Here is a 20,872-nt window from a genome sequence, read left to right as displayed (position 1 = left end):
GGCAACGAGGCCGGTTCCGGAGCGCGGCGCCTTCGCCGTGCCCGTCAGCCGCCCACCACCCCGGGCGGCGCCGGACCGGCGCGCATCACCTGCGAGGGGGGCGGCACACCGCCGTGAAGAGGATGTTCGTTGCTCCGGATCCGGGGCGCATGAGACTGCGGAACTCGGCCCGCGCGGTGATCGGCGTCGCCGCCGCCGTCGCCCTCGCCGAAATCTGCGGTCTCTCCCTGACCGCCGCCATCACCGGGGGACTGGCGGCCCTGCTCGCCCTCTTCACCGTGCTCGACGGACACGTCCGCGCCCAGCGCCTGACCACCGCCCTGCTGCCCGTCGCCGGGTTCCCCGTCCTCGCCCTCGCCACCACCCTGCACGGGATCCCGCTCGCCCGCGACGCCGCCTTCCTGGCCGTCGTGTTCGCCGGGGTGTACGCGCGCCGCTTCGGCCCGCGCGGACACGCCCTCGGGATCTTCGGCTTCATGATGTTCTTCGTCACCCAGTTCCTGCACGCCGTGCCCGGACAGCTGCCCGAGCTGTACGCCGCGGTCGGGCTGGCGCTCCTCGCCTCCGGCGCCGTGCGCTTCCTGCTCTGGCCCATCGAGCGGCGCACCCCGCCCCCCGCAGCCCCGCCCGGCCTGCCCGGAACCGGGCTCGCGCGGCCCACCACCCGGCAGGCCTTCCAGGCCACCGCCGCCTGCGCCTTCGCGCTCGGCATCGGCCAGGCGCTCTCCGACGACCGCTGGTACTGGGCCGTCGGCACCTCGTGGTGGATCTTCGTGAACACCACCTCCCGCGGCGAGACCCTCGTACGGGGCTTCCGCCGGGTCCTCGGCACCGTCGTCGGCATCGCCGCCGGGCTGCTGATCGCCGTCCCGCTGCACGGCGCGCCGCTGCCCACCGCCGCACTGGTCGCCGTATGCGTCTTCGGGATCTTCTACACGGCCGCGCCCTCGTACTCCTGGATGATGTTCTTCGTCACCGTCATGGCCGGCCTGCTCTACGGCCTCCTCGGCGTCCTGCACCCCGGACTGCTGCTCCTGCGCTTCCAGGAGACCGCGATCGGCGCGCTCGGCGCCGCCCTCGCCGTCGTGATCATCCTGCCGGTCACCACCCACGCCGCCAACGACGCCTGGATCCAGCGCGCCCTGCACTGCGTACGCGCCTCCACCGCGGCCGCCCTGGACCGCCTCGCGGGAGACCCGGACGCCGACCCCGCCCCGCACGCCGCCGAACTGGAGCTGCTGCTGGGCCGGGTACGGATGGCCCTCGCACCGCTCGTCCACCCGCTGAGCCCGCTGCGCGCCCGCAAGGCCCGCGCCAGGCAGGTGCTCTCCCTGCTGGACGACTGCGCCCGGGACGTGCGCGGGCTGGTCGCCGTCGCCGCCGACCCGCAGGCCTCCCACGACGCCCGGCTGGCCGCCGCCTGCTGGCGCGTGGAGGCGGCGGTGGAGGCCCTGACCGCCCCGCGCGGAGCCTCCGGACCCGCCACCGTGCCGCACCCGCGGCCCGCGGCGGCGGAACCGGCCCTCGCCCACCTGCACGGCCTGGAGCACACCCTCGTGGCCCTCGCGACGCCGCTGCGCACCGACCCCCGGGCGCCCCTCGTCATCAGCGCCTGAGCAGCCGCTCCCCGGGCCCGTCCGTCAGCCCCGCCGGCAGCCGGCTGGCGGTGTGCACCACGCCGAGGGCCTGGGTCGCCCGGGTCAGCGCCACGTACAGGTCGCTCGGCCGCAGCTCGGCCGGCTCCACCACGATCACCGTGTCGAACTCCAGCCCCTTGGCCTGGCGCGGGTCCAGCAGGACCACCTTCCCGGTCAGGTCCGGCTCCGCGCCCTCCCGTACGCCCGGCAGTACGGGGGCCAGCGCGGCGTGCCGGGCCCGTGGCGCGATCACCGCGAGCCGCCCCTCGGCCGGCAGCTCCCGCTCCACGGCCTCCCGGGTCGCCCCCGCGAGGTCGTCGGTCGCCCGCGCCCACGGCCGCACCCCGGTGCTGCGCACCGAACGCGGCGGTTCGAAGCCGGGATCGCGCGTCCGCAGCACGGCCGCCGCCACGTCCATGATCTCGGCCGGGGTGCGGTAGTTGACCCCCAGCCGGACCAGCTCCCAGCGCTCGCCCACGTACGGCGCGAGGATCCGCTCCCACGAGCCGCAGCCCGCCTCGTCGGCCGTCTGGGCCGGATCGCCGACCAGCGTCATCGACCGGGTCGGGCAGCGCCGCATCAGCAGCCGCCACGCCATCGCGGACAGCTCCTGCGCCTCGTCCACGATGACGTGCCCGAAGGCCCAGGTGCGGTCGGCCGCGGCCCGCTCGGCGGTGCTGCGGTGGTCGTCCTCCTCGTGGCGCTCGGCCATCCGCTCCGCGTCGATGATGTCGTGGGCCGCGAGGAACTCGTTCTCCTCGTCCTCGAACTCGTACGACTGCGAGCCCTCGGACAGGTCCAGCACCCCCTGCGCGTAGGCGATGCGCCGCTGCCGGTCCCGCTCCTCGGCGGCGCGCCGGGCGCTGTCGTCCTCTCCGAGCAGCTCGGCCGCCTCGTCCAGCAGCGGCACGTCGGCCGGGGTCCAGTCCGGCCGGGCCGCGGGCGCGCGCCGGATGAGGTCCGCCTCGTGCGCGGGCAGGTGCGTCGGGTCCGCCAGGAAGTCGGCGATCAGCCGCTCGGGGGTGAGGGACGGCCACAGAGAGTCGATCGCCGCGTGCACGGCGGAGCTCGTCGCGATCTCCTTGCCGAGCTGCGCGATGTCGTCCGAGCCGAGCAGGTTCGGCCCGCCGTACGGATCGGCGCCCAGCCGGTCGGCGAGCTGCGCGGTGAGCGCGTCGATGATCGGGAAGGCGAAGGAGGGGCGCGCCTGATTGTGCGGGAGGCCCGTGGCCCGGGCCCGGTCCCGCGCCTCGTACGCCATGGTGCGGTCCAGCAGCAGGGTCCCGTACTCCTCGTGGTCGATCTCCAGCGCCGGCTCGGGCACCGTGTCGTACTCCTCGCCGGTGTCCGCGGGCACGGTCTCCGGCAGACACTGCCGGTCGGCCACCACCCGGGTGAGGACCTCCGCCATCGAGGCACGGCCCTTCACCGCGGCGGCGCCCGGGCGGTCGGTGCCGGTCGCGTGCACGCCCGGGAAGAGCTCCCCCACAGTGGCCAGCAGCACGCCCGTCTCGCCGAGCGCCGGGAGGACCCCGCCGATGTAGCCCAGGAACGCCGGGCCCGGTCCGACGATCAGCACACCGCGTTTGGCGAGCAGCTCCCGGTGGGCGTACAGCAGGTACGCGGCGCGGTGCAGGGCGACGGCGGTCTTGCCGGTGCCCGGCCCGCCCTCGACGACGAGCACCCCGCGGTGCGTGGAGCGGATGATCCGGTCCTGCTCGGCCTGGATGGTGCGGACGATGTCGTGCATCCGGCCGGTCCGGGCGGCGTCGAGCGCGGCGAGCAGCACGGCGTCCGCGTCGGCGCCCTCGTGGCCGGTGCGCTCCGCGTCGGTCAGGTCGAGGATCTCGTCGTGCAGGGCGGTGACCACGCGCCCCCGGCTGCTGATGTGCCGGCGGCGGCGCAGCCCCATGGGGGTGTGGCCGGTGGCGAGGTAGAAGGGGCGGGCCACGTCCGCGCGCCAGTCCAGGACCAGGGGCGTGCGGTCCGCGTCGTCGGCCCGGATTCCGAGTCGCCCGATGTGATGGTCGCGGCCGTCGGAGAACTCCAGACGGCCGAAACACAGGCCGTTCTCGCCCGCATTCAGAGCGGAAAGCAGGCCGGACTGCTCGGCGACCAGGACATCCCGCTCCAGCCGGGCCTGGAACCCGGTACCGACATCGCGCAGCGCGCCTTCGACCGCACGTTCGGCCTGGTCACGCAGGCCGTCGAGGCGCAGATAGAGGTCGGTGACGAATTGCTGCTCTTTCCGGAATTCCTCGGTTGACAATTGCACTCCTGCCGCGATACAGTGTCCTCGTAAGCTTCCTCGCGGCTCCGTTTTTCAACGAAGTCGCGAATCATTGAATATACGCTCTCCCATCCCTCGGCAGCCAATTCGGCCGGGGGATTTTTTGCGTACGGTGGATCTCATGACCACCGCACACGGCCCGGCCGACGCCGACGGAATCGTCTACCGCCTCGCCCGCCCCGAGGACGCCGGCGCCATCGAGGCCCTGGACAGCTCCTTCACCACCGCCACGGTCTTCGAGGTGAGCGCCCCCGACCCGGGAGCCGGCGCCGGATTCGGCTTCCTGCTGCGCGAGGTCCCGGTGGACCCGCCCGTGCACAAGGTGTTCCCGCCCGAGGAGCACGACGAGCAGGGCTTCGGCGGCGGCAAGGACTCGGAGGCCGACGCGCGGACCTTCGTCGCCCTCGACGGCGGCCTGCTGTGCGGCTTCGCCGCCGTCGGGTACGCCGCGTGGAACCGGCGGCTGACGATCGAGGACATCGAGGTCTCTCCCGGTCACCGGGGCCGCGGCATCGGCCGCGCGCTGATGGACTGCGCGGACCGGTTCGCCCGCGAACGGGGCGCGGAGCACCTGTGGCTGGAGGTCAGCTCGGTCAACGCCCCGGCCGTGCACGCCTACCGGCGCATGGGGTTCACCTTCTGCGGCCTCGACACCGCCCTGTACGGCGGCACGCCCGCGACGGGCGAACAGGCGCTCTACATGAGCCGCCCCTGCAGCTGAAGGCCGTCCCGGGGGCGCGCCCCGGTGCCCGGCGCGTCCGATGAGAGCCCGGCGCGCGGCCAACTCCCGGAACGCGCCGGATCTTACGCCGCCGCGCCCGCTACCGCAGCCCAATCCATGAGGATCACTCGGAGGAGTGTTCCGAACCTGCCATTCCCACGGGGCTGACCTGCGACAGGTACAACGGGTAATTGTTTATTGCACATTCATCCGGCATGTACAGGGTGGATCTGCTCGGACAGGGGGTACCGGCCCGGAATGGAAATTCTTCAACAGCGCTCCACCACCGCCCAGGTGTGGGAAGCGGCCGAGGAGTTCATCCGACTCTTCCACAGGGAGAACGCGGACTCGGGCGATCCGCGCGCCCGGCTCGCCGCCGTGAGGGCCGAGCTCGCCGAGACCGGCAGCTATGTGCACACCCCCGAGGAACTCGTCCACGGGGCCAGAGTGGCCTGGCGCAACAGTAACCGCTGCATAGGCCGGCTCTACTGGAACTCGCTGCGGGTCCGCGACCGCCGCGGGCTCACCGACGCCGACACCATCGCCGCCGAGTGCTTCGACCACCTGCGCGAGGCGACGAACGGAGGCAGGGTCCGGCCCACGATCACCGTCTTCGCCCCGGACGCCCCGGGCCGCCCCGGCCCCCTGATCTGGAGCGAACAGCTGATCAGGTACGCGGGCTACGGCGACCACCCCTCCATAACCGTGGGGGACGCCCGCAACGCCCCGCTCACCGGGGCCCTGCTCCAGCTCGGCTGGTCCGGCGGTGCGGGAACCCCCTTCGACCTCCTCCCCCTGGTGGTGCAGGGCGTCGACGACAAGCCCCGCTGGTTCGACACCCCCGCCGACGCCGTCCTGGAGGTGCCGATCGACCACCCCGACGGCGACGGCTGGGCGGACTGGGGGCTGCGCTGGCACGCCGTACCCGCCATCTCCAACATGTGCCTGGAGATCGGCGGCATCCACTACCCGGCCGCGCCGTTCAACGGCTGGTACATGGGCACCGAGATCGGCGCGCGCAACCTCGCCGACACCGACCGGTACAACCTCCTGCCCGCCGTCGCGCGCCGCCTGGGGCTGGACACCTCCAGCGACCGCTCCCTCTGGAAGGACCGCGCGCTCGTCGAACTGAACCGGGCGGTCCTGCACTCCTTCGACCGCGCGGGGGTGACCATCGCCGACCACCACACCGAGTCCCGGCGCTTCCTGTCCCACATGGAACGGGAGGAGCGCAAAGGGCGCGAGGTGGGCGCGGACTGGTCCTGGATCGTGCCGCCGATCTCCGGTTCCGCGACCCCGGTCTTCCACCGCACCTACGAGGACCGCAGCAGCAGCACCTCGTACGTCCACCACCCCGGCGCGCAGGAGCGGGCCCGGGGACGGGATTTGGTCTAGACCTTCTGTTACCGTCGGTTCCGGACGGATCCGGCGGTAGTGAGAGGGGCTTCCAGTGAGCGGCGACAGCATGGGGCGGAGCGGCGAACACCGCGCCCACATCGGCTCGTTCACCTCGTCGGGAGGCCGCGGTGTCACCACCGCGGCCGTGGACCCGAGGACCGGAGCCCTGACCCCCCTCTCGGTCACCGCCGCCGAGGACCCCTCGTACCTCGCCCTCGCCCCCGCCACCGGGGTGCTCTACGCGGTGAACGAGACCGAGCGGGGCGCGGTCACCGCCTTCCGGCCCACCGCGCAAGGGCTCGCCCCCCTCGGGGCGTCCGTCCGTGTCGGAGGCTCCGGGCCCACCCACCTGAGCCTGGCCGGGGGAAGGCTGCTCACCGCCAACTACACCTCCGGCAGCGTGAGCAGCCTCCCGATCGCCGCCGACGGCAGCCCGGGCGGCCCGGCCCATGTGCTGTCGCACCGGGGCTCAGGCCTGGACTCCGACCGGCAGGAGGGCCCGCACGTCCATCAGGTGCTGCCCGACCCGAGCGGCCGCTGGGTGCTCAGCGTGGACCTCGGCACCGATTCGGTACGCGTCTGCGCGCTCGACCCGGCCACCGGGGCGCTCCGGGTGCACACCGAGACCGCGCTGCGCGCCGGGACCGGGCCGCGCCACCTCGTCTTCCATCCCGAGGGCGCCATGGTCTACGTACTCCACGAGCTGGAGCCGCAGGTGACCGTCTGCCGGTGGAACGGGGCGTCCGGGCAACTGGAACCGGTCGGCGAGGCTCCGGTGGCTTCCCCGGGCGTCTCAGGGGGCGTACGGGCCTACCCCTCGGCGATCGTCGCCTCGCCCGGTGGACGGTTCCTCTGGGCGGCCGTCCGCGGGGCGGACGCCGTCGTCACCCTCTCCCTCGCCGACGGGCCCGGGAAGCCGCGGCTCACGGGCGCCGTGGCATGCGGCGGCGCCTGGCCGCGCGATCTCGCCGTCGACCACTCGGGGAGCCGGCTGTACGCGGCCAACGAGCACTCGGGGGACGTCACCTGGTTCGACGTGGACCCGCTGACCGGGCAGCCGCACCGGGCCGGCTCACTGGCCGTTCCCGCGGCCACCTGCGTGGTTCTTGCCTGAGGTGCGCACGCGGCACGTGAAAGGGCCCCCGCCGGCCACGGGGGACCGTGGCCGGCGGGGGCCCTTTCCGTCGTACGGGCGGGTCAGTGTGCGGCGGCGTCCTGGGTGATCCCGAGAGCCGCGGTGTACTGCGCGACGGCCAGCTTGCCGAGCGCACCGTAGGCGCCGAGCGGCTCGGAGACGGCGCAGTCGGCCTCCTTGCGGGCACTCTCGAGCAGCCCGTCGGCCGCCTCCGGGCCGATCAGGTACGGGGCGAGCGCGAGCAGGGTGGAGCCCTCGCGGCGCAGCTGGTCGGCGACCGCGGCCACCGAGCCCTCCTGGTCGAGCGCCGCGGCCTTGACGGGCACGGCGAGCCGGGCGGCCAGCAGCATGCCCGTGATCCCGGCGGCCTGTACGGCCTCCTCGCCACCGGTGGTGGCCAGGACGATGCCGTCGGCGGCGGTGGTCACGGTGAAGAGCCGGGCGCGGTCGGCGCGGGCCAGCCCAGCCTCGGACAGCCGCACGTGCAGGCCCTCGGCGAGCAGCGGGTGCGGGCCGAGCACGTCGGCCAGCTCGGCGGCGGCCGAGGAGTCCATCAGTGCCTGGCGGATCCGGCGGAGGAGATCGCTGTCGGGGCCGGCCAGCAGCGGTACGACCACGGCGTCCGGGCCGGTCGGCGCGGGCACCTCGTGGCCGGCGGCGCGGGCGAACTCCGCACGCGCGACACGCTCGGTCGCGACGGCGGTCAGCACACCGGACAGGGACGGGAACTCGGAGGCGTCGTCACCCTCGAGGAAGCCGATCCGGGCGTCGAGGCCCGGCAGCTCGGAGCGGCCGATGCTGATGATCTCTTCCGCGAGCCCTCGCCAGGCGGCCGAGGGTGCACCGGGCACGGCGAGCACCAGCGCGGGCGCGCCCTCGGGCGCCACCGCGGGCTCGGGCCGGCGGTGCCGTCCGGTCTGGCGGGGTCGCGGCATTCGTACGGGCAGGCCATTTGCGGGCCCAGTGGGGGAGCTCATGGCGCCGCATGCTACTGGCTTATCGGAACATGGTGTTCGGGCAGGGCCTTGTCCGGCGGCATCTGTCCGTATTTATCCGGTGAATAACAGATACGTTCAACTGACGCACCGCGAGCACCTGTTCACGGACCGTGCGCCTGCCGCCCGTCGGCGCCTCCGGCCCCGAGGCCGGACCGATGTGATTCGATCTTCGGCGCAGGGGTGCGTCGTCGCTCCTTGTCCGCCAGTAGAGTGACGTGTTGTGGCAGCTCTCCCATTGAACCAACTTGTCGAGCCCGGATGGGCGAAAGCGCTGGAACCCGTGGCCGGACGTGTCGCCGCGATGGGTGACTTCCTGCGGGCGGAGATCGCGGCGGGGCGCACCTATCTGCCGGCCGGAGCACACGTCCTGCGCGCTTTCCAGCAGCCGTTCGACGAGGTGCGCGTCCTGATCATGGGACAGGACCCGTACCCGACCCCGGGCATGGCCATCGGGCACAGCTTCGCCGTCGCGCCCGAGGTCAGTCCGCTGCCCGGCAGCCTGGAGAACATCTTCCGGGAGCTGCACACGGATCTGGGACTGCCGCGGCCCTCCAACGGTGACCTGACGCCGTGGACCCGCCAGGGGGTGCTGCTGCTCAACAGGGCGCTCACCACGGCGCCCCGCAAGCCCGCGGCCCACCGGGGCAAGGGCTGGGAGGAAGTGACGGAACAGGCCATCCGAGCCCTGGTCGCGCGCGGCAAGCCGCTGGTGTCCGTGCTCTGGGGCCGTGACGCGCGCAACCTGCGGCCGTTCCTCGACGGCTTCCCGGCGATCGAGTCCGCCCATCCCTCCCCGATGTCCGCGGATCGCGGTTTCTTCGGCTCGCGGCCGTTCAGCCGTACCAACGAGCTGCTGGTCCGTCAGGGTGCCCAGCCGGTGGACTGGAAGCTTCCCTGAGCCGGGCGGCCCGGGCGACGGCCCGGGCGACCGCCCCCGATGTGCCGGACGCACGACCCCTCTTGACAATCCGACCTGGGGTGAAGAACATAGTCCTCACATTGGAAAGCTTGTGCCCTTCGGACGCCGCTCAGGCGCCGGCCCGACGCTGAGCGTCGGAGCCCGAGGCTCTTTCCAGACCCACGACCCACAGGAACGGCCCGGTGACCCGGGCCGTTCTTTCGTATGCGGAGGGGACAGAGAACATGGCCAACGGAGCCGGAAGGACCGCGATCGTCACCGGAGCCACCAGCGGCATCGGTCTGGCGATCGCCAACCACCTCGGTGGGCTGGGATACCGGATCTTCCTGTGCGCCAGGACCGCGGACGGGGTGAAGCGGACCGTCGAGCACCTGCGTTCCCAGGGTTACGAGGCCGACGGCACCGCGTGCGACGTCCGCTCGGCCGACGACGTGCGGGCGATGGTGACCGCGGCGGTCGAGCGGTACGGCAGCATCGACGTCCTGGTCAACAACGCAGGTACGGGCGGCGGCGGGGTCACCGCGGACCTCACCAACGAGGCGTGGTCCCACGTCATCGACACGAACCTCAACAGCGTCTTCCTCATCACCCGGGACGTGCTCTCGGTCGGCGGGATGCGCGACAAGAGCTGGGGCCGGATCGTCAACATCGCCTCCACCGCCGGGAAGCAGGGCGTCGTACTGGCATCCCCCTACTCCGCCTCGAAGCACGGAGTCGTCGGATTCACCAAGTCCCTCGGAAACGAACTGGCCAGGACCGGCATCACCGTGAACGCCGTCTGCCCGGGGTACGTGGAGACGCCGATGGCGGAGCGCGTGCGCAGCGGCTACGCGCGGGCCTGGGAGACCACCGAGGAGGACATCCTGCAGAGGTTCGAGGCGAAGATCCCGCTCGGCCGCTACTCGACCGTGGACGAGGTGGCGGGAATGGTCGGATACCTCGTCAGCGACACGGCCGCCTCCGTGACCTCGCAGGCCATCAACGTGTGCGGCGGACTGGGCAACTTCTGACCGCGGGAGGGAAGGCGAACGCCGACGGACCCCGTCGAGGTCACCGCCGACGTTCGAGCCACGTCACGACCGCTCGGGAGTGCGCGTCTCGCGGTACTCGTCGGCGAGCAGCGAAGTGAGGGTGGCGCGCATGTCCTTCAGGAACTCCTCGAACCGGTCGATCAGTTCGGGCGGATACTGCGCCGTCAGCCTGGTGAGGCTGTCCGAGAAGGGCTGGAAGAACTCCGAGGCGGGCCGGCCGATCTCCGGGCTGCTGCGCAGGGTCACCACCCGCCGGTCGGTGTGCTCCCCGCGGGTCCTGACGATGTGACCGGCCTTCTCCAGGCGGTCCACGAGTGCCGTCGTGGCGCCCGAGGTCAGTGAAACGCGCTCGCTGAGGCGGGCCAGGGACAGTGGGGCGTTCTGGTCCTCGGCGTAGAGGATCTCCACCAGTGCGGCGGCGTCCGTGGAATGCAGCCCCAAATGGGTGGCGAATCTGCGCGTGAATTCAGTGTAATTCGCCCCCCATGATCTGAGCTCATCCAGAATGCGTGTGCTCTGTTCCGCCGCCTGTGAAATATCTGTTTCCTTCATCGAGTTACCCCTCATTCTCGCTGCGCTGCGGCATTCAGTATGCGCGCATATTTTCCCAAGGATATAGCACCACCTGCAAGGCCGCGGTGGGGCATCACGGGCCGATGGGAGGGCTGTGCGCATGATGGCGCGGATAGTAGCTGACTGGGCCGTGGCCGCGGAGTCCCGGCAAGACCTGGACGCCCGGCTCTTTCCCCAGGAAGAGGCCGTCCTGGCCAGGGCCGGCGAGAAGCGCCGCGCGGAGTTCACCACCGTGCGCGCATTGGCCCGTGGGGCACTGGCCCGGATCGGCGTGGAGCCGGCCCCCATCCTGCCCGGGGTGAAAGGGCAGCCGCGCTGGCCGGCCGGCGTACGCGGAAGCATGACCCACTGCAACGGCTACAGGGCCGCCGTGGTGGCGCGTGCGGCGGACGGCGCGGCCGTGGGCATCGACGCCGAGCCCAACGCGCCGCTGTCCGGCGACGCGCTGGCCGCCATCACGGTCGGCGCCGAGGCCCGGCACATCAGGGAGCTGACCGCCGGGGCGCCCCGCGTGCACTGGGGGCGAATGCTCTTCAGTGCCAAAGAGGCCGTCTACAAGGCCTGGTTTCCGCTGACCGGAGTGCGCATCGGCTTCCGCGACGCGCATGTCACCTTCGATCCCGAAAGCGGCCGATTCGCCGCCCGCATTCTCCGGTCCGTCCCGGAGATCGCGGGTGCGGGGCCCCTCGACATATTCCACGGGCGGTGGGCCGCCGACGAGCGGCTCATGGTCACCGCTATTTGCATTCCCGAACAACAGCCGGTGAGCCGGCAGTCGCACAAGGAGGATTTCTCGTGAAGTACACGGCATTTCTCGGCGTCCGGTTCGAACCCGAATGGTTTCTCATGGACCCCGCCGAGCGCGATGGGTTCGAGTCCGAGCACGTCTTCCCGATCCTCGGGAAGCATGCCCAGTTCCTCCATATTCGCCCGTTCCGGGCAGCGGCGTTCGGCGCCCGCCACACCAACTTCTTCCTCGTCCATTTCGATGAGGTACCCGCCTACAACGGCCTCGTCGAGGAGCTGCGCGAGTCCCCCCTGATGGCCCGGCGATTCGTCACCATCACCGACAACTTCATCGGAATGGAAGAGACCTACAAGGCATGACCGGAACCGGCATCGTCCCCGGCGGCACCGGCCGGGAGCAGGACATCGACGCACCCGTGATCGTGGCCGGAGCGGGACCGACCGGCCTCATGCTGGCCGGAGAGCTCCGGCTCGGCGGCATCGATGTGATCGTCGTCGACAGACTGGCCGGGCCCGTCACCGAGTCCCGCGGACTCGGATTCACCGCCCGGGCCACCGAAGTCTTCGCCCAGCGCGGCCTGCTGGACCACTTCGAGAACCCCGAGATCAGTACCAAGGGGCACTTCGGCGGCATCCCCATGGACTACGACGTGCTGCCCGACGGGCATTTCGGCGTGCGCAACGTCGAACAGACCGAGACCGAGTCGGTGCTGGAGCGGTGGGCCACCTCGCTGGGCGCCACCCTCGTACGCGGACACGAGATCACCGACGTGCGGCAGACGGACGACCTGGTCGAGATCGCGGTGTCCGGGCCGGACGGCGAACGCGTGCTCCGCGCCTCCTACCTCGTCGGCGCCGACGGCGGCCGCAGCACCGTGCGCAAGGCCGCCGGCTTCGACTTCCCCGGCCACGACGCCACCTGCGAGATGTTCCTCGCCGACATCACGGGCGCCGACGTCCGGCCGCGCTTCCTCGGGGAGCGGGTGCCCGGCGGAATGGTCATGGCCGCCGCCCTCGGCGACGGCGTCGACCGGATCATCGTCTGCGAACGCGGCACCGCGCCCCGCGAACGTACGGGGCCGCCCGGCTTCGACGAGGTGGCGGGTGCGTGGCAGCGGCTCACCGGCGAGGACATCGGCCACGGCGAGGCCCGGTGGATCAGCTCCTTCACCGACGCCTCCCGGCTCGTCACCGAATACCGCCGCGGGCGCGTGCTGATGGCCGGCGACGCCGCCCACATCCACCTCCCGGCGGGCGGCCAGGGGCTCAGCGTCGGGGTGCAGGACGCGGTGAACCTCGGCTGGAAGCTCGCCGCGGTGGTGAGGGGCAGCAGCGGTCCGGCCCTCCTCGACACCTACCACCAGGAGCGCCACCCCGTGGGTGAGCGCGTCCTGACCAACACCCGGGCCCAGGGGCTCCTCTACCTCGGCGGCAGCGAGGTGGAGCCGCTCCGCGCCGTACTGGGTGAACTGCTGCGCGACGAGGCCGTCGGCCGGCACCTCGCCGGCATGGTCAGCGGACTCGACATCCGCTACGACCTCGGCCCCGGGGAGCACCCGCTGCTCGGGATGCGGATGCCCGACTGCGACCTGCGGACCGGATCGGGCCCCACCACGGCCGCACGGCTGCTGCACCCCGCACGGGGCGTGCTGCTCGACCTGGCCGACGACCCGGGCCTGCGCCGGCTGGGCGAGGAGTGGGCGGAGCACGTCGACGTGGTGCCGGCGGCCTCCGAGGACCGCCGGCTCGGCGGAACGCGCGCGCTGCTCCTGCGACCCGACGGGCACGTCGCCTGGGCGGCGCCCGACGGAGGAGACCTCGCGGCGGCGCTCACCACCTGGTTCGGGCCGCGGCCCGCGCACACGACGGAGCACCCGGCACACCAGTGACGGCCCCGGCCGGTCCAGTGACAAGGAACGAGGAAGAACCGATGCACAGCACCCTGATCGTCGCCCGCCTGGAGCCGAGCTCGATCGACGAGGTCGGAAAGCTCTTCGCCGACTTCGACCGCACCGGCATGCCCCGGAACATGGGAACGGTGCGCCGGCAGCTCTTCAGCTACCAGGGCCTGTACTTCCACCTCCAGGACTTCGAGTCCGACGACGGCGGCGACCGGATCGCCGCAGCACGCTCGCACCCCCTCTTCGTGGGGATCAGCGAGGACCTCAAGCAGCACATCACCGCATACGACCCCGCGACATGGCGATCGCCCGCCGACGCCATCGCACAGCGGTTCTACCACTGGGAGCAGTAGTCATGGGAGAGGAAGCCCTGATGCAAGCCACCGCGTTCACCCTCGCCGACCTCAAGCGGATCCTGCTCGGCGCCGCCGGCGCGGACGAGAGCGTCGACATGGACGGCGACATCCTGGACGCGCTGTTCACCGACCTCGGATACGACTCTCTCGCACTGCTGGAGACCGCCGCGGTCATCTCCCGCGAGTACGGCATCCAGCTGACCGACGACGCCGTGACCGCCGCGACCACCCCCCGCGGCTTCCTCGAGCTGGTCAATTCCGCCTGAGAGCACGATTCCCCGAACGAGCAGGGAGACACGATGTCCGGACCACAGGTCCACGAAGTCCAGCACGAGATCACGATCGCCGCCCCGGCCAAGGCGGTGTACCAGCTCCTCGTGGAGGTGGAGAACTGGCCGCTGTTCTTCCCGCCGAGCGTCCACGTGGAGCACCTCGAACTGAACGGCGAGCACGAACGGATACGGATCTGGGCCACGGCGAACGGCGAGGCGAAGACCTGGACCTCACGTCGGCGGCTGCTGCCGGCCGACGGCCGGATCGAGTTCCGGCAGGAGGTCTCCAGCCCTCCCGTCGCCGCGATGGGCGGTGCCTGGATCGTCGAGGACCGGGGGGACGAGCACTGCCACGTGCGGCTGCTGCACGACTACCGCGCCGTCGACGACGATCCGACCGCGCTGGAGTGGATCGCCGCGGCGGTCGACCGCAACAGCCACGCGGAGCTGGAGGCCCTGAGGACCCACGCGGAACAGGGCGCCGACGCGCCCCGGACCCTCCTGTCGTTCGAGGACACGACCCAGATCGCGGGAACGCCGCAGCAGGTCTTCGACTTCATCGACCGGGCCGATCTGTGGGACCGGCGGCTCCCGCACGTCGCACGGGTGCGGCTGCAGGACCGGGACGGGCTGCAGCTCCTCGAGATGGACACCCGCGCCCCCGACGGGACGGTGCACACCACCCGGTCGGTACGCGTGTGCCTGCCCCCCGGCCGCATCGTCTACAAGCAGACGCAGCTGCCCGCACTGCTGGCGCTGCACACCGGGCAGTGGCGCTTCGAGGAGAACGCCGGGGGCGTGCTGGCCACCTCGCAGCACACCGCCGTCATCAACGAGGCCGCCATCGCGCTGGTCCTCGGTGCGGACGCCGGGCTCGACGAGGCGCGCAAGGCGGTCCGCACGGCCCTCGGCACCAACAGCCTGAGCACACTGGCCCATGCCAAGGCCCACATCGAGGGCCGTTCATGACCGGACGCACCGGCGCCCCGGGGCCGGGGCCGTGACGCCGCGCCCCGCCGTCGAGGCCGCCCAGGTACTCGTCGTCGGCGCCGGTCCCGTCGGCCTGCTGCTGGCCGGCGACCTCGGGCAGTACGGGGTGAACGTGGTGCTCGCCGACCGGCTGGCCGAACCCATGACCGAGTCGCGCGCCTCACAGCTGGGTGCCCGCACGATGGAACTCCTCGGCCAGCGGGGGCTCGTGGAGGAGTTCGCCGCGCTGGAACACGAGCCGGCCGGCCACTTCGGCGGTCTGTCCTTCGACGCCCGCGCCGCCGGGAGCAGGTACGCGGGCAACTGGAAGGTGCCGCAGTTCCGTACCGAGGCGGTGCTGGGCGACCGGGCCCTCGCCTCGGGCGTCGACCTGCGGCGGGAGCACGAGCTGCACGGGCTCGACATCACCGACGACGCAGTCGTGGCGGAGTTCCGCACACCCGCCGGCCCCCGCACCCTGCGCGCCGCGTACCTGGTGGGCTGCGACGGCGCAGACAGCTCGGTGCGCGGCCTGGCGGGCTTCGAGCTCGCCCGGGGCGCCGCCGGTCGCGAACTGCTGCGTGCCGACGTGGCCGGGATCGACGTCCCCGGGCATCGGTTCACCCGCTTCGAGCGGGGCTTCGCCGCCTCCGCACGACGCGCCGACGGGGTGACGCGCGTGATGGTCCACGCATCGGGCCGCCCCCCGGTCCACCGCACGGGCCCGCCGTCGTTCGACGAGGTGGCCGAGGCCTGGGAGACGGTGACGGGCGAGAACATCGCCGACGGCACCCCGCTCTGGCTGGACGCCTTCGACGACGCCTGGGCGCAGGCCACCCGCTACCGTCGCGGCCGCGTACTGCTCGCGGGCGACGCGGCCCACGTCCACATGCCGATCGGCGGCCAGGCGCTCAACCTCGGCCTGCAGGACGCCGCCAACCTCGGGTGGAAGCTCGCCGCGCAGGTGCACGGATGGGCCCCGCCCGCTCTGCTCGACAGCTACCACGACGAGCGCCACCCCGTGGCCGGCCGGGTCATCGACAACGTACGCGCGCAAGCGCTGCTGCAGTTCGGCGGAGCCGCGGCCGACCCGGTGCGACAGGTGCTCGCCGAGCTCCTGGACCGGCCCGGGCCCAGGGCCACGTTCGCCGGAATGCTGAGCGGACTCGACGTGCGCTACGAGGTGGGCGGCGAGGGCGGCGAGAGCGCCGCGCACCTGGGCACTCGCTTGCCCGACCTCGAACTCACCGCGGACGGTACCCGCACGACCGTCGCCCGCCTGCTGCGCGAGGGCCGCGGGGTCCTGCTCGATCTGACCGGGGGCGGGTCGCGCGCCGCGCAGCTGCGGGCCGCGGCCGACGGCTGGACCGGCCGCGTCCGCGTCGTGGGTGCCCACGGTGCGCAGGCCCCCGCGGACGGCGCTGCGTTCCTGCTGCGGCCGGACGGCCACGTGGTGTGGACCGACCTGGCCCCCGTGCCGCTGCGCGAGGCGCTGCGTCGCTGGTTCGGCGAGCCCGTACCGCTCGCCCGCCGGCCCTGAACCCGTTCGTCCGGCCGCCCTCCGGGAGCGGTCCTCAGCATGTCCGGATTCACCTGTCTGTCGTTTCTGTGAAGGGAAAGATGATGAGGCGACGCGTGGTCATCACCGGTATCGGAGTGCTGGCACCAGGAGGTGCCGGCACCAAGAACTTCTGGTCCCTGATCAGCGAGGGACGTACGGCGACGAGGATCCTGTCGCACTTCGATCCGGCGCCGTACCGCTCGCGGATCGCGGCCGAGGTCGACTTCCACCCGGCCGAACACGGCCTGCGTGCGCAGGAGATACGCCGTATGGACCGGGCGGCCCAGTTCGCCGTGGTCTGTGCGCGGGAGGCCGCCCTCGACAGCGGACTCGAGCTGTCCGAGATTCCGCCGCACCGGATCGGTGTGACGATCGGCAGCGCCGTCGGGGCCACCACCAGCCTGGAGGACGAGTACCGGGTGGTGAGCGACGACGGTGCGGCCCACCTGGTCGACCACACCTACACCACCCCGCACCTGTACGACTACCTCGTACCCAGCTCCTTCGCCACCGAGGTGGCTTGGGCGACCGGGGCCGAAGGGCCGAGCACGGTGATCTCCACCGGCTGCACGTCCGGCATCGACGCCGTGGGCCACGCGGTCGAGCTGATCCGCGAGGGCACCGCCGACGTGATGATCACGGGTGCGACCGAGGCCCCGATCTCCCCCATCACGGTCGCCTGCTTCGACGCGATCAAGGCCACGAGCGTGCACAACGACGACCCCGAGCACGCCTCGCGCCCCTACGACAGCACCCGCAACGGCTTCGTGCTCGGCGAGGGTGCCGCGGTGTTCGTGCTGGAGGAGTACGAGAGCGCACTGAAGCGCGGCGCGACCGTCTACGCCGAGATCGTCGGCTACGCCAACCGCAGCAACGCCTTCCACATGACCGGACTGCGTGCGGACGGCGCCGAGATGGCCGAGGCGATCACCGCAGCGCTGGACGAGGCGCGACTCGACCCCGCCGCCCTCGACTACGTCAACGCCCACGGATCCGGCACCAAGCAGAACGACCGGCACGAAACGGCGGCGTTCAAGCGCAGCCTGGGCGCCCACGCCTACCGGGTGCCGGTCAGCTCCATCAAGTCCATGGTGGGCCACTCGCTCGGGGCGATCGGGTCGATCGAGATCGCGGCCTCCGCGCTGGCGATCAAGCACCACGTGGTCCCGCCCACCGCGAACCTGCACCACCAGGACCCGGAACTGGATCTCGACTACGTGCCCTTGACGGCACGCGACTGGCGGACCGACCGCGTGCTCACGGTGGGCAGCGGATTCGGCGGTTTCCAGAGCGCGATGGTGCTGTCCCGTCCCGAGAGGAACGCCGCATGACGCCCATAGGGGTGACCGGCATCGGAGCCATCGCGCCGAACGGCATGGGCACCGACGCGTACTGGAAGTCCACCGTCGAAGGAGTCAGCGGCATCGCCGAGGTCAGCCGCTTCGACGCGTCGGGATACCCGGCGAAACTGGCCGGCGAGGTGTCCCTCGACGCCGCCGCGCACCTGCCGAGCAGACTGATCCCGGCCACCGACCACATGACGCGGCTGTCACTGGTCGCGGCCGCCTGGGCCCTGGACGACGCGGGCGTACAGCCCTCCGAGCTGCCGGACTTCAGCACCGGGGTGATCACGGCCGGCTCCGCGGGAGGCTTCGAGTTCGGCCAGCGCGAACTGGAGAACCTCTGGAGCAAGGGGCCCAAGTACGTCAGCGCGTACCAGTCCTACGCCTGGTTCTACGCCGTCAACTCCGGCCAGATCTCCATCCGGCACGGCATGCGCGGCCCCAGCGGCGTGGTCGTCAGCGACCAGGCCGGCGGGCTGGACGCCATCGCCCAGACCCGGCGGCAGATCCGCAAGGGCACCCGACTCGTCATCTCGGGCGGAGTCGACGGCTCCCTCTGCCCCTGGGGCTGGGTCGCGCAGATGGCCGCAGACCGGATGAGCACGTCGGACGACCCCGAACGCGCCTATCTCCCCTTCGACCCGACGGCCTCCGGGCACGTGGCGGGTGAGGGCGGTGCGTTGCTCGTGATGGAGGAGGTGGCCGCCGCCCGGCGGCGGGGCGGGAGGGTCTACGGCGAGATCGCCGGCTACGGCGCCACGATGGACCCGAAACCGGGCAGCTCCCGGGAGCCGGGCCTGCGCCGGGCGATCCTGACCGCCCTGGACGACGCGGCCGTGTCCCCGGACGAGGTGGACGTCGTCTTCGCCGATGCCGCCGCCGTACCCGAGCTCGACCGGGTCGAGGCCGACGCGATCAACGCCGTGTTCGGCGTCCGCGGGGTGGCCGTCACCGCCCCGAAGACGATGACCGGCCGGCTGGCGGCCGGGGCGGCATCGCTCGACGTGGCCGCCGCGCTGCTGTCCGTCCGCGACGGGGTGATCCCACCGACCGTCCACGTCGACTGCGCCCCCGAGTACGGCATCGATCTGGTCACCGGCGCGGCGCGCGAGGCCTGTGTGCGCACCGCGCTCGTCCTGGCACGGGGCCACGGCGGCTTCAATTCCGCCGTCGTGGTCCGCGCGGCACGGTGACCGCCGTGCGCACCGGCGCCGATCTTCCCGCAGCTGATCTCTGCGCCCCCGATCTCCCCGCCCCCCATGACGCCCGGGCTTCCGGCCCGGCCTGCGACGACCACCGGGAAGGAACCGGAACATGACCAAGAGGTTCGGAATCGAAGACCTCAAGCGCATCCTCCGAGAGGGAGCGGGCGGCGCGAGCGAACTGGAGGGCGACATCCGGAACGCCAGCTTCGAGGACCTCGGATACGACTCGCTCGCCCTGCTGGAGACCGGCAGCCGGATCGGCCGGGAGTACGGGCTGGAGTTCGAGGACACGGCGTTCGCCGACGTCGAGACCCCAGGGGACTTCGTCGACGTCGTGAACGCCCACCTGCTGTCGACCCCGGCCCACGGCTGACCGAGCAAGGAGATCACCATGGCGATCACCACCATTCCCCGCAGCGACATCGACCCCTACAGCGACGCGTCGATCCTGTCGCCCTACGAGGACTACCGGCGGCTGCGCGACCTGGGCCCCGTGGTCCGGCTGGAGGCCCACCAGGTCTTCGCCGTGGCCCGCTACCGCGAGGTCTACGACGCCCTGCACGACCACACGACCTTCTCCTCGGCGTCGGGCGTGGGACTGACCGAAACGCTCAACAAGGCGCAGAAGGGCAGCAGTTTCACCAGCGACCCGCCCTACCACGACCACGTGCGCGGCCTGGTCGCCCGGCACCTGAAGCCGAAGGCCCTGGAGCAGTTCCACGACTACATCGAGGGCTGGGCGACCCGGCTCGTCGACGAGCTGATCGAGAAGGGCACCTTCGACGCGGTCACCGACTTCGCCCAGGCCTTTCCGCTGGCCGTCGTTCCCGACCTGCTCGGCTGGCCGGTGGAGGAGGGCAAGGAGCGCCTGCTGGACTGGGCGACCGCCGGCTTCAACGCGTTCGGGCCGCTCAACGAGCGCACCATGGCGGGATTCCCGCTCCTGCAGGAGATGTCCGAGTTCCTCCAGCGGATGTCGGTCCCCGGGAACCTGCGACCGGGCAGCTGGGGCGCGCAGCTCGTGAGCGACGCGAAGGAGGGCAAGATCGAGGAGTACCTGCTGCCCGGCCTCCTCGGGGACTTCCTCGCCCCCTCGATGGACACCTCCGTCAGCGCGCTGTCCAGCATGCTGTGGCTGTTCGGATCGCATCCCGAGCAGTGGCAGCAGGTCCGCACGGACGAAGCGCTCATACCCAAGGCGCTCAACGAGATCATCCGCATCGAGTCGCCGCTGCGCGGCTTCACCCGGCTGGTCACACGGGAGCGCGAGCTGGGGGGCGTCATGCTGGAACCCGATGCGCGCGTCCTGCTGCTCTACGGCTCCGCCAACCGCGACGAGCGCCACTGGACGGACCCGGACACCTTCGACATCCACCGCCCCGGGGTGGCGCAGCACGTGGGCTTCGGCCACGGCATCCACGGCTGCGTGGGCCAGGCGCTCTCCCGGATGGAGGGACACGCTCTTCTGAAGGCGCTGTCCGCTCGCGTCCGTTCGATCGAGGTCGGCGAGCCCACCTGGCGGCTGCACAACACGATCCGTGGAATCGCGTCCCTGCCGGTGACGCTGCGGACGTGAGCCCCCGGACGGCCGGGCGGCCGGCCGTGCGGCTCAGCGTCGACCTGAGCCGCTGCGAGGGCCACGGACTGTGCCAGGCCGTGGCCCCGGACCTGATCAGCGTCGACGAGGGGTACGCCGAGCTGATCGACGACGGTGACGTACCGGTGCACCGGCAGGCCGCCGCCGTGAGCGCGGCGCGGACGTGTCCCATCGCGGCGCTCAGGGTGACCTGAGCGCCGCCCGCCACGAATGGAGGGT

At 72.1% G+C, this 20,872-nt stretch carries 21 protein-coding genes; 18 read left to right on the top strand and 3 right to left on the bottom strand.

The window, feature by feature from the left end:
* Nucleotides 1–122 precede the first annotated feature (122 nt).
* Entirely contained in the window at nucleotides 123–1,616 is a 1,494-nt protein-coding gene (locus OG753_RS08250; protein ID WP_327261147.1) for an FUSC family protein, read from the top strand.
* Here the strand turns inward: OG753_RS08250 and OG753_RS08245 are convergent.
* Entirely contained in the window at nucleotides 1,606–3,906 is a 2,301-nt protein-coding gene (locus OG753_RS08245) for a HelD family protein (protein ID WP_405787878.1), read from the bottom strand. The genes OG753_RS08250 and OG753_RS08245 overlap by 11 nt on opposite strands.
* Nucleotides 3,907–4,048: 142 nt before the next feature.
* Between OG753_RS08245 and OG753_RS08240 the strand changes: the two genes are divergently transcribed.
* The 3 genes from OG753_RS08240 (at nucleotide 4,049) to OG753_RS08230 (ending at nucleotide 7,160) form a co-directional block, all read left to right on the top strand.
* Entirely contained in the window at nucleotides 4,049–4,648 is a 600-nt protein-coding gene (locus tag OG753_RS08240) for a GNAT family N-acetyltransferase (protein WP_327261145.1), read from the top strand.
* A gap of 258 nt (nucleotides 4,649–4,906) precedes the next feature.
* Nucleotides 4,907–6,043, top strand: coding sequence for a nitric oxide synthase oxygenase (locus tag OG753_RS08235; RefSeq protein WP_405787876.1), 1,137 nt, complete (start codon nucleotides 4,907–4,909; stop codon nucleotides 6,041–6,043).
* 70 nt (nucleotides 6,044–6,113) lie between these two features.
* Nucleotides 6,114–7,160: a lactonase family protein gene (locus OG753_RS08230; RefSeq protein ID WP_405792571.1), complete on the top strand. Its 1,047-nt coding sequence runs from the start codon at nucleotides 6,114–6,116 to the stop codon at nucleotides 7,158–7,160.
* A gap of 83 nt (nucleotides 7,161–7,243) precedes the next feature.
* Here OG753_RS08230 and OG753_RS08225 read toward each other — a convergent pair whose 3' ends face one another.
* Nucleotides 7,244–8,158: a hypothetical protein gene (locus OG753_RS08225; protein WP_327261143.1), complete on the bottom strand. Its 915-nt coding sequence runs from the start codon at nucleotides 8,156–8,158 to the stop codon at nucleotides 7,244–7,246.
* 241 nt (nucleotides 8,159–8,399) lie between these two features.
* On the opposite strand from OG753_RS08225, the gene OG753_RS08220 reads away from it, so the two are divergent.
* Entirely contained in the window at nucleotides 8,400–9,077 is a 678-nt protein-coding gene (locus tag OG753_RS08220) for a uracil-DNA glycosylase (protein WP_327261142.1), read from the top strand.
* A 245-nt stretch (nucleotides 9,078–9,322) separates the two neighbouring features.
* Nucleotides 9,323–10,108, top strand: a complete 786-nt coding sequence (locus tag OG753_RS08215) for an SDR family NAD(P)-dependent oxidoreductase (protein WP_405787873.1) — start codon at nucleotides 9,323–9,325, stop codon at nucleotides 10,106–10,108.
* A 63-nt stretch (nucleotides 10,109–10,171) separates the two neighbouring features.
* Here OG753_RS08215 and OG753_RS08210 read toward each other — a convergent pair whose 3' ends face one another.
* Entirely contained in the window at nucleotides 10,172–10,681 is a 510-nt protein-coding gene (locus tag OG753_RS08210; protein WP_327261140.1) for a MarR family winged helix-turn-helix transcriptional regulator, read from the bottom strand.
* A 121-nt stretch (nucleotides 10,682–10,802) separates the two neighbouring features.
* On the opposite strand from OG753_RS08210, the gene OG753_RS08205 reads away from it, so the two are divergent.
* From OG753_RS08205 to OG753_RS08150, 12 genes are all read left to right on the top strand, one after another.
* Nucleotides 10,803–11,501 carry a 4'-phosphopantetheinyl transferase gene (locus OG753_RS08205; protein ID WP_405787871.1) on the top strand — a complete coding sequence of 233 codons (699 nt, stop codon included), beginning with the start codon at nucleotides 10,803–10,805 and terminating at the stop codon, nucleotides 11,499–11,501.
* Nucleotides 11,498–11,809 (top strand): darcynin family protein, encoded by a 312-nt coding sequence (locus OG753_RS08200; protein WP_327261138.1) that lies wholly within the window; start codon nucleotides 11,498–11,500, stop codon nucleotides 11,807–11,809. The genes OG753_RS08205 and OG753_RS08200 overlap by 4 nt, the downstream gene beginning before the upstream one ends.
* Nucleotides 11,806–13,338, top strand: a complete 1,533-nt coding sequence (locus OG753_RS08195) for an FAD-dependent monooxygenase (protein WP_327261137.1) — start codon at nucleotides 11,806–11,808, stop codon at nucleotides 13,336–13,338. The genes OG753_RS08200 and OG753_RS08195 overlap by 4 nt, the downstream gene beginning before the upstream one ends.
* Nucleotides 13,339–13,379: 41 nt before the next feature.
* A complete protein-coding gene (locus OG753_RS08190) occupies nucleotides 13,380–13,703 on the top strand; it encodes a TcmI family type II polyketide cyclase (protein ID WP_327261136.1) in 324 nt (107 codons plus the stop codon).
* A 20-nt stretch (nucleotides 13,704–13,723) separates the two neighbouring features.
* Nucleotides 13,724–13,972 carry an acyl carrier protein gene (locus OG753_RS08185; RefSeq protein WP_327266671.1) on the top strand — a complete coding sequence of 83 codons (249 nt, stop codon included), beginning with the start codon at nucleotides 13,724–13,726 and terminating at the stop codon, nucleotides 13,970–13,972.
* Nucleotides 13,973–14,005: 33 nt separating this feature from the next.
* Complete coding sequence (locus OG753_RS08180) at nucleotides 14,006–14,947, top strand: aromatase/cyclase (protein ID WP_327261135.1); 942 nt, start codon at nucleotides 14,006–14,008, stop codon at nucleotides 14,945–14,947.
* 31 nt (nucleotides 14,948–14,978) lie between these two features.
* Nucleotides 14,979–16,487 carry an FAD-dependent monooxygenase gene (locus tag OG753_RS08175; protein ID WP_327261134.1) on the top strand — a complete coding sequence of 503 codons (1,509 nt, stop codon included), beginning with the start codon at nucleotides 14,979–14,981 and terminating at the stop codon, nucleotides 16,485–16,487.
* An 80-nt stretch (nucleotides 16,488–16,567) separates the two neighbouring features.
* Nucleotides 16,568–17,839 carry a beta-ketoacyl-[acyl-carrier-protein] synthase family protein gene (locus OG753_RS08170; RefSeq protein WP_405787869.1) on the top strand — a complete coding sequence of 424 codons (1,272 nt, stop codon included), beginning with the start codon at nucleotides 16,568–16,570 and terminating at the stop codon, nucleotides 17,837–17,839.
* Entirely contained in the window at nucleotides 17,836–19,044 is a 1,209-nt protein-coding gene (locus tag OG753_RS08165; RefSeq protein WP_405787867.1) for a ketosynthase chain-length factor, read from the top strand. The genes OG753_RS08170 and OG753_RS08165 overlap by 4 nt, the downstream gene beginning before the upstream one ends.
* A gap of 121 nt (nucleotides 19,045–19,165) precedes the next feature.
* The gene (locus OG753_RS08160; protein ID WP_327261131.1) at nucleotides 19,166–19,429 is read left to right on the top strand and encodes an acyl carrier protein; all 264 of its coding nucleotides are present in this window, start codon (nucleotides 19,166–19,168) and stop codon (nucleotides 19,427–19,429) included.
* Nucleotides 19,430–19,447: 18 nt separating this feature from the next.
* On the top strand, nucleotides 19,448–20,632 hold the full coding sequence (locus tag OG753_RS08155) for a cytochrome P450 (RefSeq protein ID WP_405787865.1): 1,185 nt from the start codon (nucleotides 19,448–19,450) through the stop codon (nucleotides 20,630–20,632).
* Nucleotides 20,629–20,847, top strand: a complete 219-nt coding sequence (locus tag OG753_RS08150) for a ferredoxin (RefSeq protein WP_327261129.1) — start codon at nucleotides 20,629–20,631, stop codon at nucleotides 20,845–20,847. Before OG753_RS08155 ends, OG753_RS08150 begins: the two co-directional genes overlap by 4 nt.
* The last annotated feature ends 25 nt before the right edge of the window (nucleotides 20,848–20,872 follow it).

Source organism: Streptomyces sp. NBC_00029 (assembly GCF_045160505.1).
Classification (GTDB): Bacteria; Actinomycetota; Actinomycetes; order Streptomycetales; family Streptomycetaceae; genus Streptomyces.
The sequence above is the reverse complement of the archived record's forward strand: the minus strand, read 5'-3'. Positions and strand labels throughout refer to the sequence as shown.

Bases quoted from the DNA above. Each gene is read 5' to 3' on its own strand.
- OG753_RS08250 (WP_327261147.1), top strand. From the start codon at position 123: ATGTTCGTTGCTCCGGATCCGGGGCGCATGAGACTGCGGAACTCGGCC.
- OG753_RS08240 (WP_327261145.1), top strand. From the start codon at position 4,049: ATGACCACCGCACACGGCCCGGCCGACGCCGACGGAATCGTCTACCGC.
- OG753_RS08235 (WP_405787876.1), top strand. From the start codon at position 4,907: ATGGAAATTCTTCAACAGCGCTCCACCACCGCCCAGGTGTGGGAAGCG.
- OG753_RS08230 (WP_405792571.1), top strand. From the start codon at position 6,114: ATGGGGCGGAGCGGCGAACACCGCGCCCACATCGGCTCGTTCACCTCG.
- OG753_RS08225 (WP_327261143.1), bottom strand. From the start codon at position 8,158: ATGAGCTCCCCCACTGGGCCCGCAAATGGCCTGCCCGTACGAATGCCG.
- OG753_RS08215 (WP_405787873.1), top strand. From the start codon at position 9,323: ATGGCCAACGGAGCCGGAAGGACCGCGATCGTCACCGGAGCCACCAGC.
- OG753_RS08210 (WP_327261140.1), bottom strand. From the start codon at position 10,681: ATGAAGGAAACAGATATTTCACAGGCGGCGGAACAGAGCACACGCATT.
- OG753_RS08205 (WP_405787871.1), top strand. From the start codon at position 10,803: ATGATGGCGCGGATAGTAGCTGACTGGGCCGTGGCCGCGGAGTCCCGG.
- OG753_RS08195 (WP_327261137.1), top strand. From the start codon at position 11,806: ATGACCGGAACCGGCATCGTCCCCGGCGGCACCGGCCGGGAGCAGGAC.
- OG753_RS08190 (WP_327261136.1), top strand. From the start codon at position 13,380: ATGCACAGCACCCTGATCGTCGCCCGCCTGGAGCCGAGCTCGATCGAC.
- OG753_RS08185 (WP_327266671.1), top strand. From the start codon at position 13,724: ATGCAAGCCACCGCGTTCACCCTCGCCGACCTCAAGCGGATCCTGCTC.
- OG753_RS08180 (WP_327261135.1), top strand. From the start codon at position 14,006: ATGTCCGGACCACAGGTCCACGAAGTCCAGCACGAGATCACGATCGCC.
- OG753_RS08170 (WP_405787869.1), top strand. From the start codon at position 16,568: ATGATGAGGCGACGCGTGGTCATCACCGGTATCGGAGTGCTGGCACCA.
- OG753_RS08165 (WP_405787867.1), top strand. From the start codon at position 17,836: ATGACGCCCATAGGGGTGACCGGCATCGGAGCCATCGCGCCGAACGGC.
- OG753_RS08160 (WP_327261131.1), top strand. From the start codon at position 19,166: ATGACCAAGAGGTTCGGAATCGAAGACCTCAAGCGCATCCTCCGAGAG.
- OG753_RS08155 (WP_405787865.1), top strand. From the start codon at position 19,448: ATGGCGATCACCACCATTCCCCGCAGCGACATCGACCCCTACAGCGAC.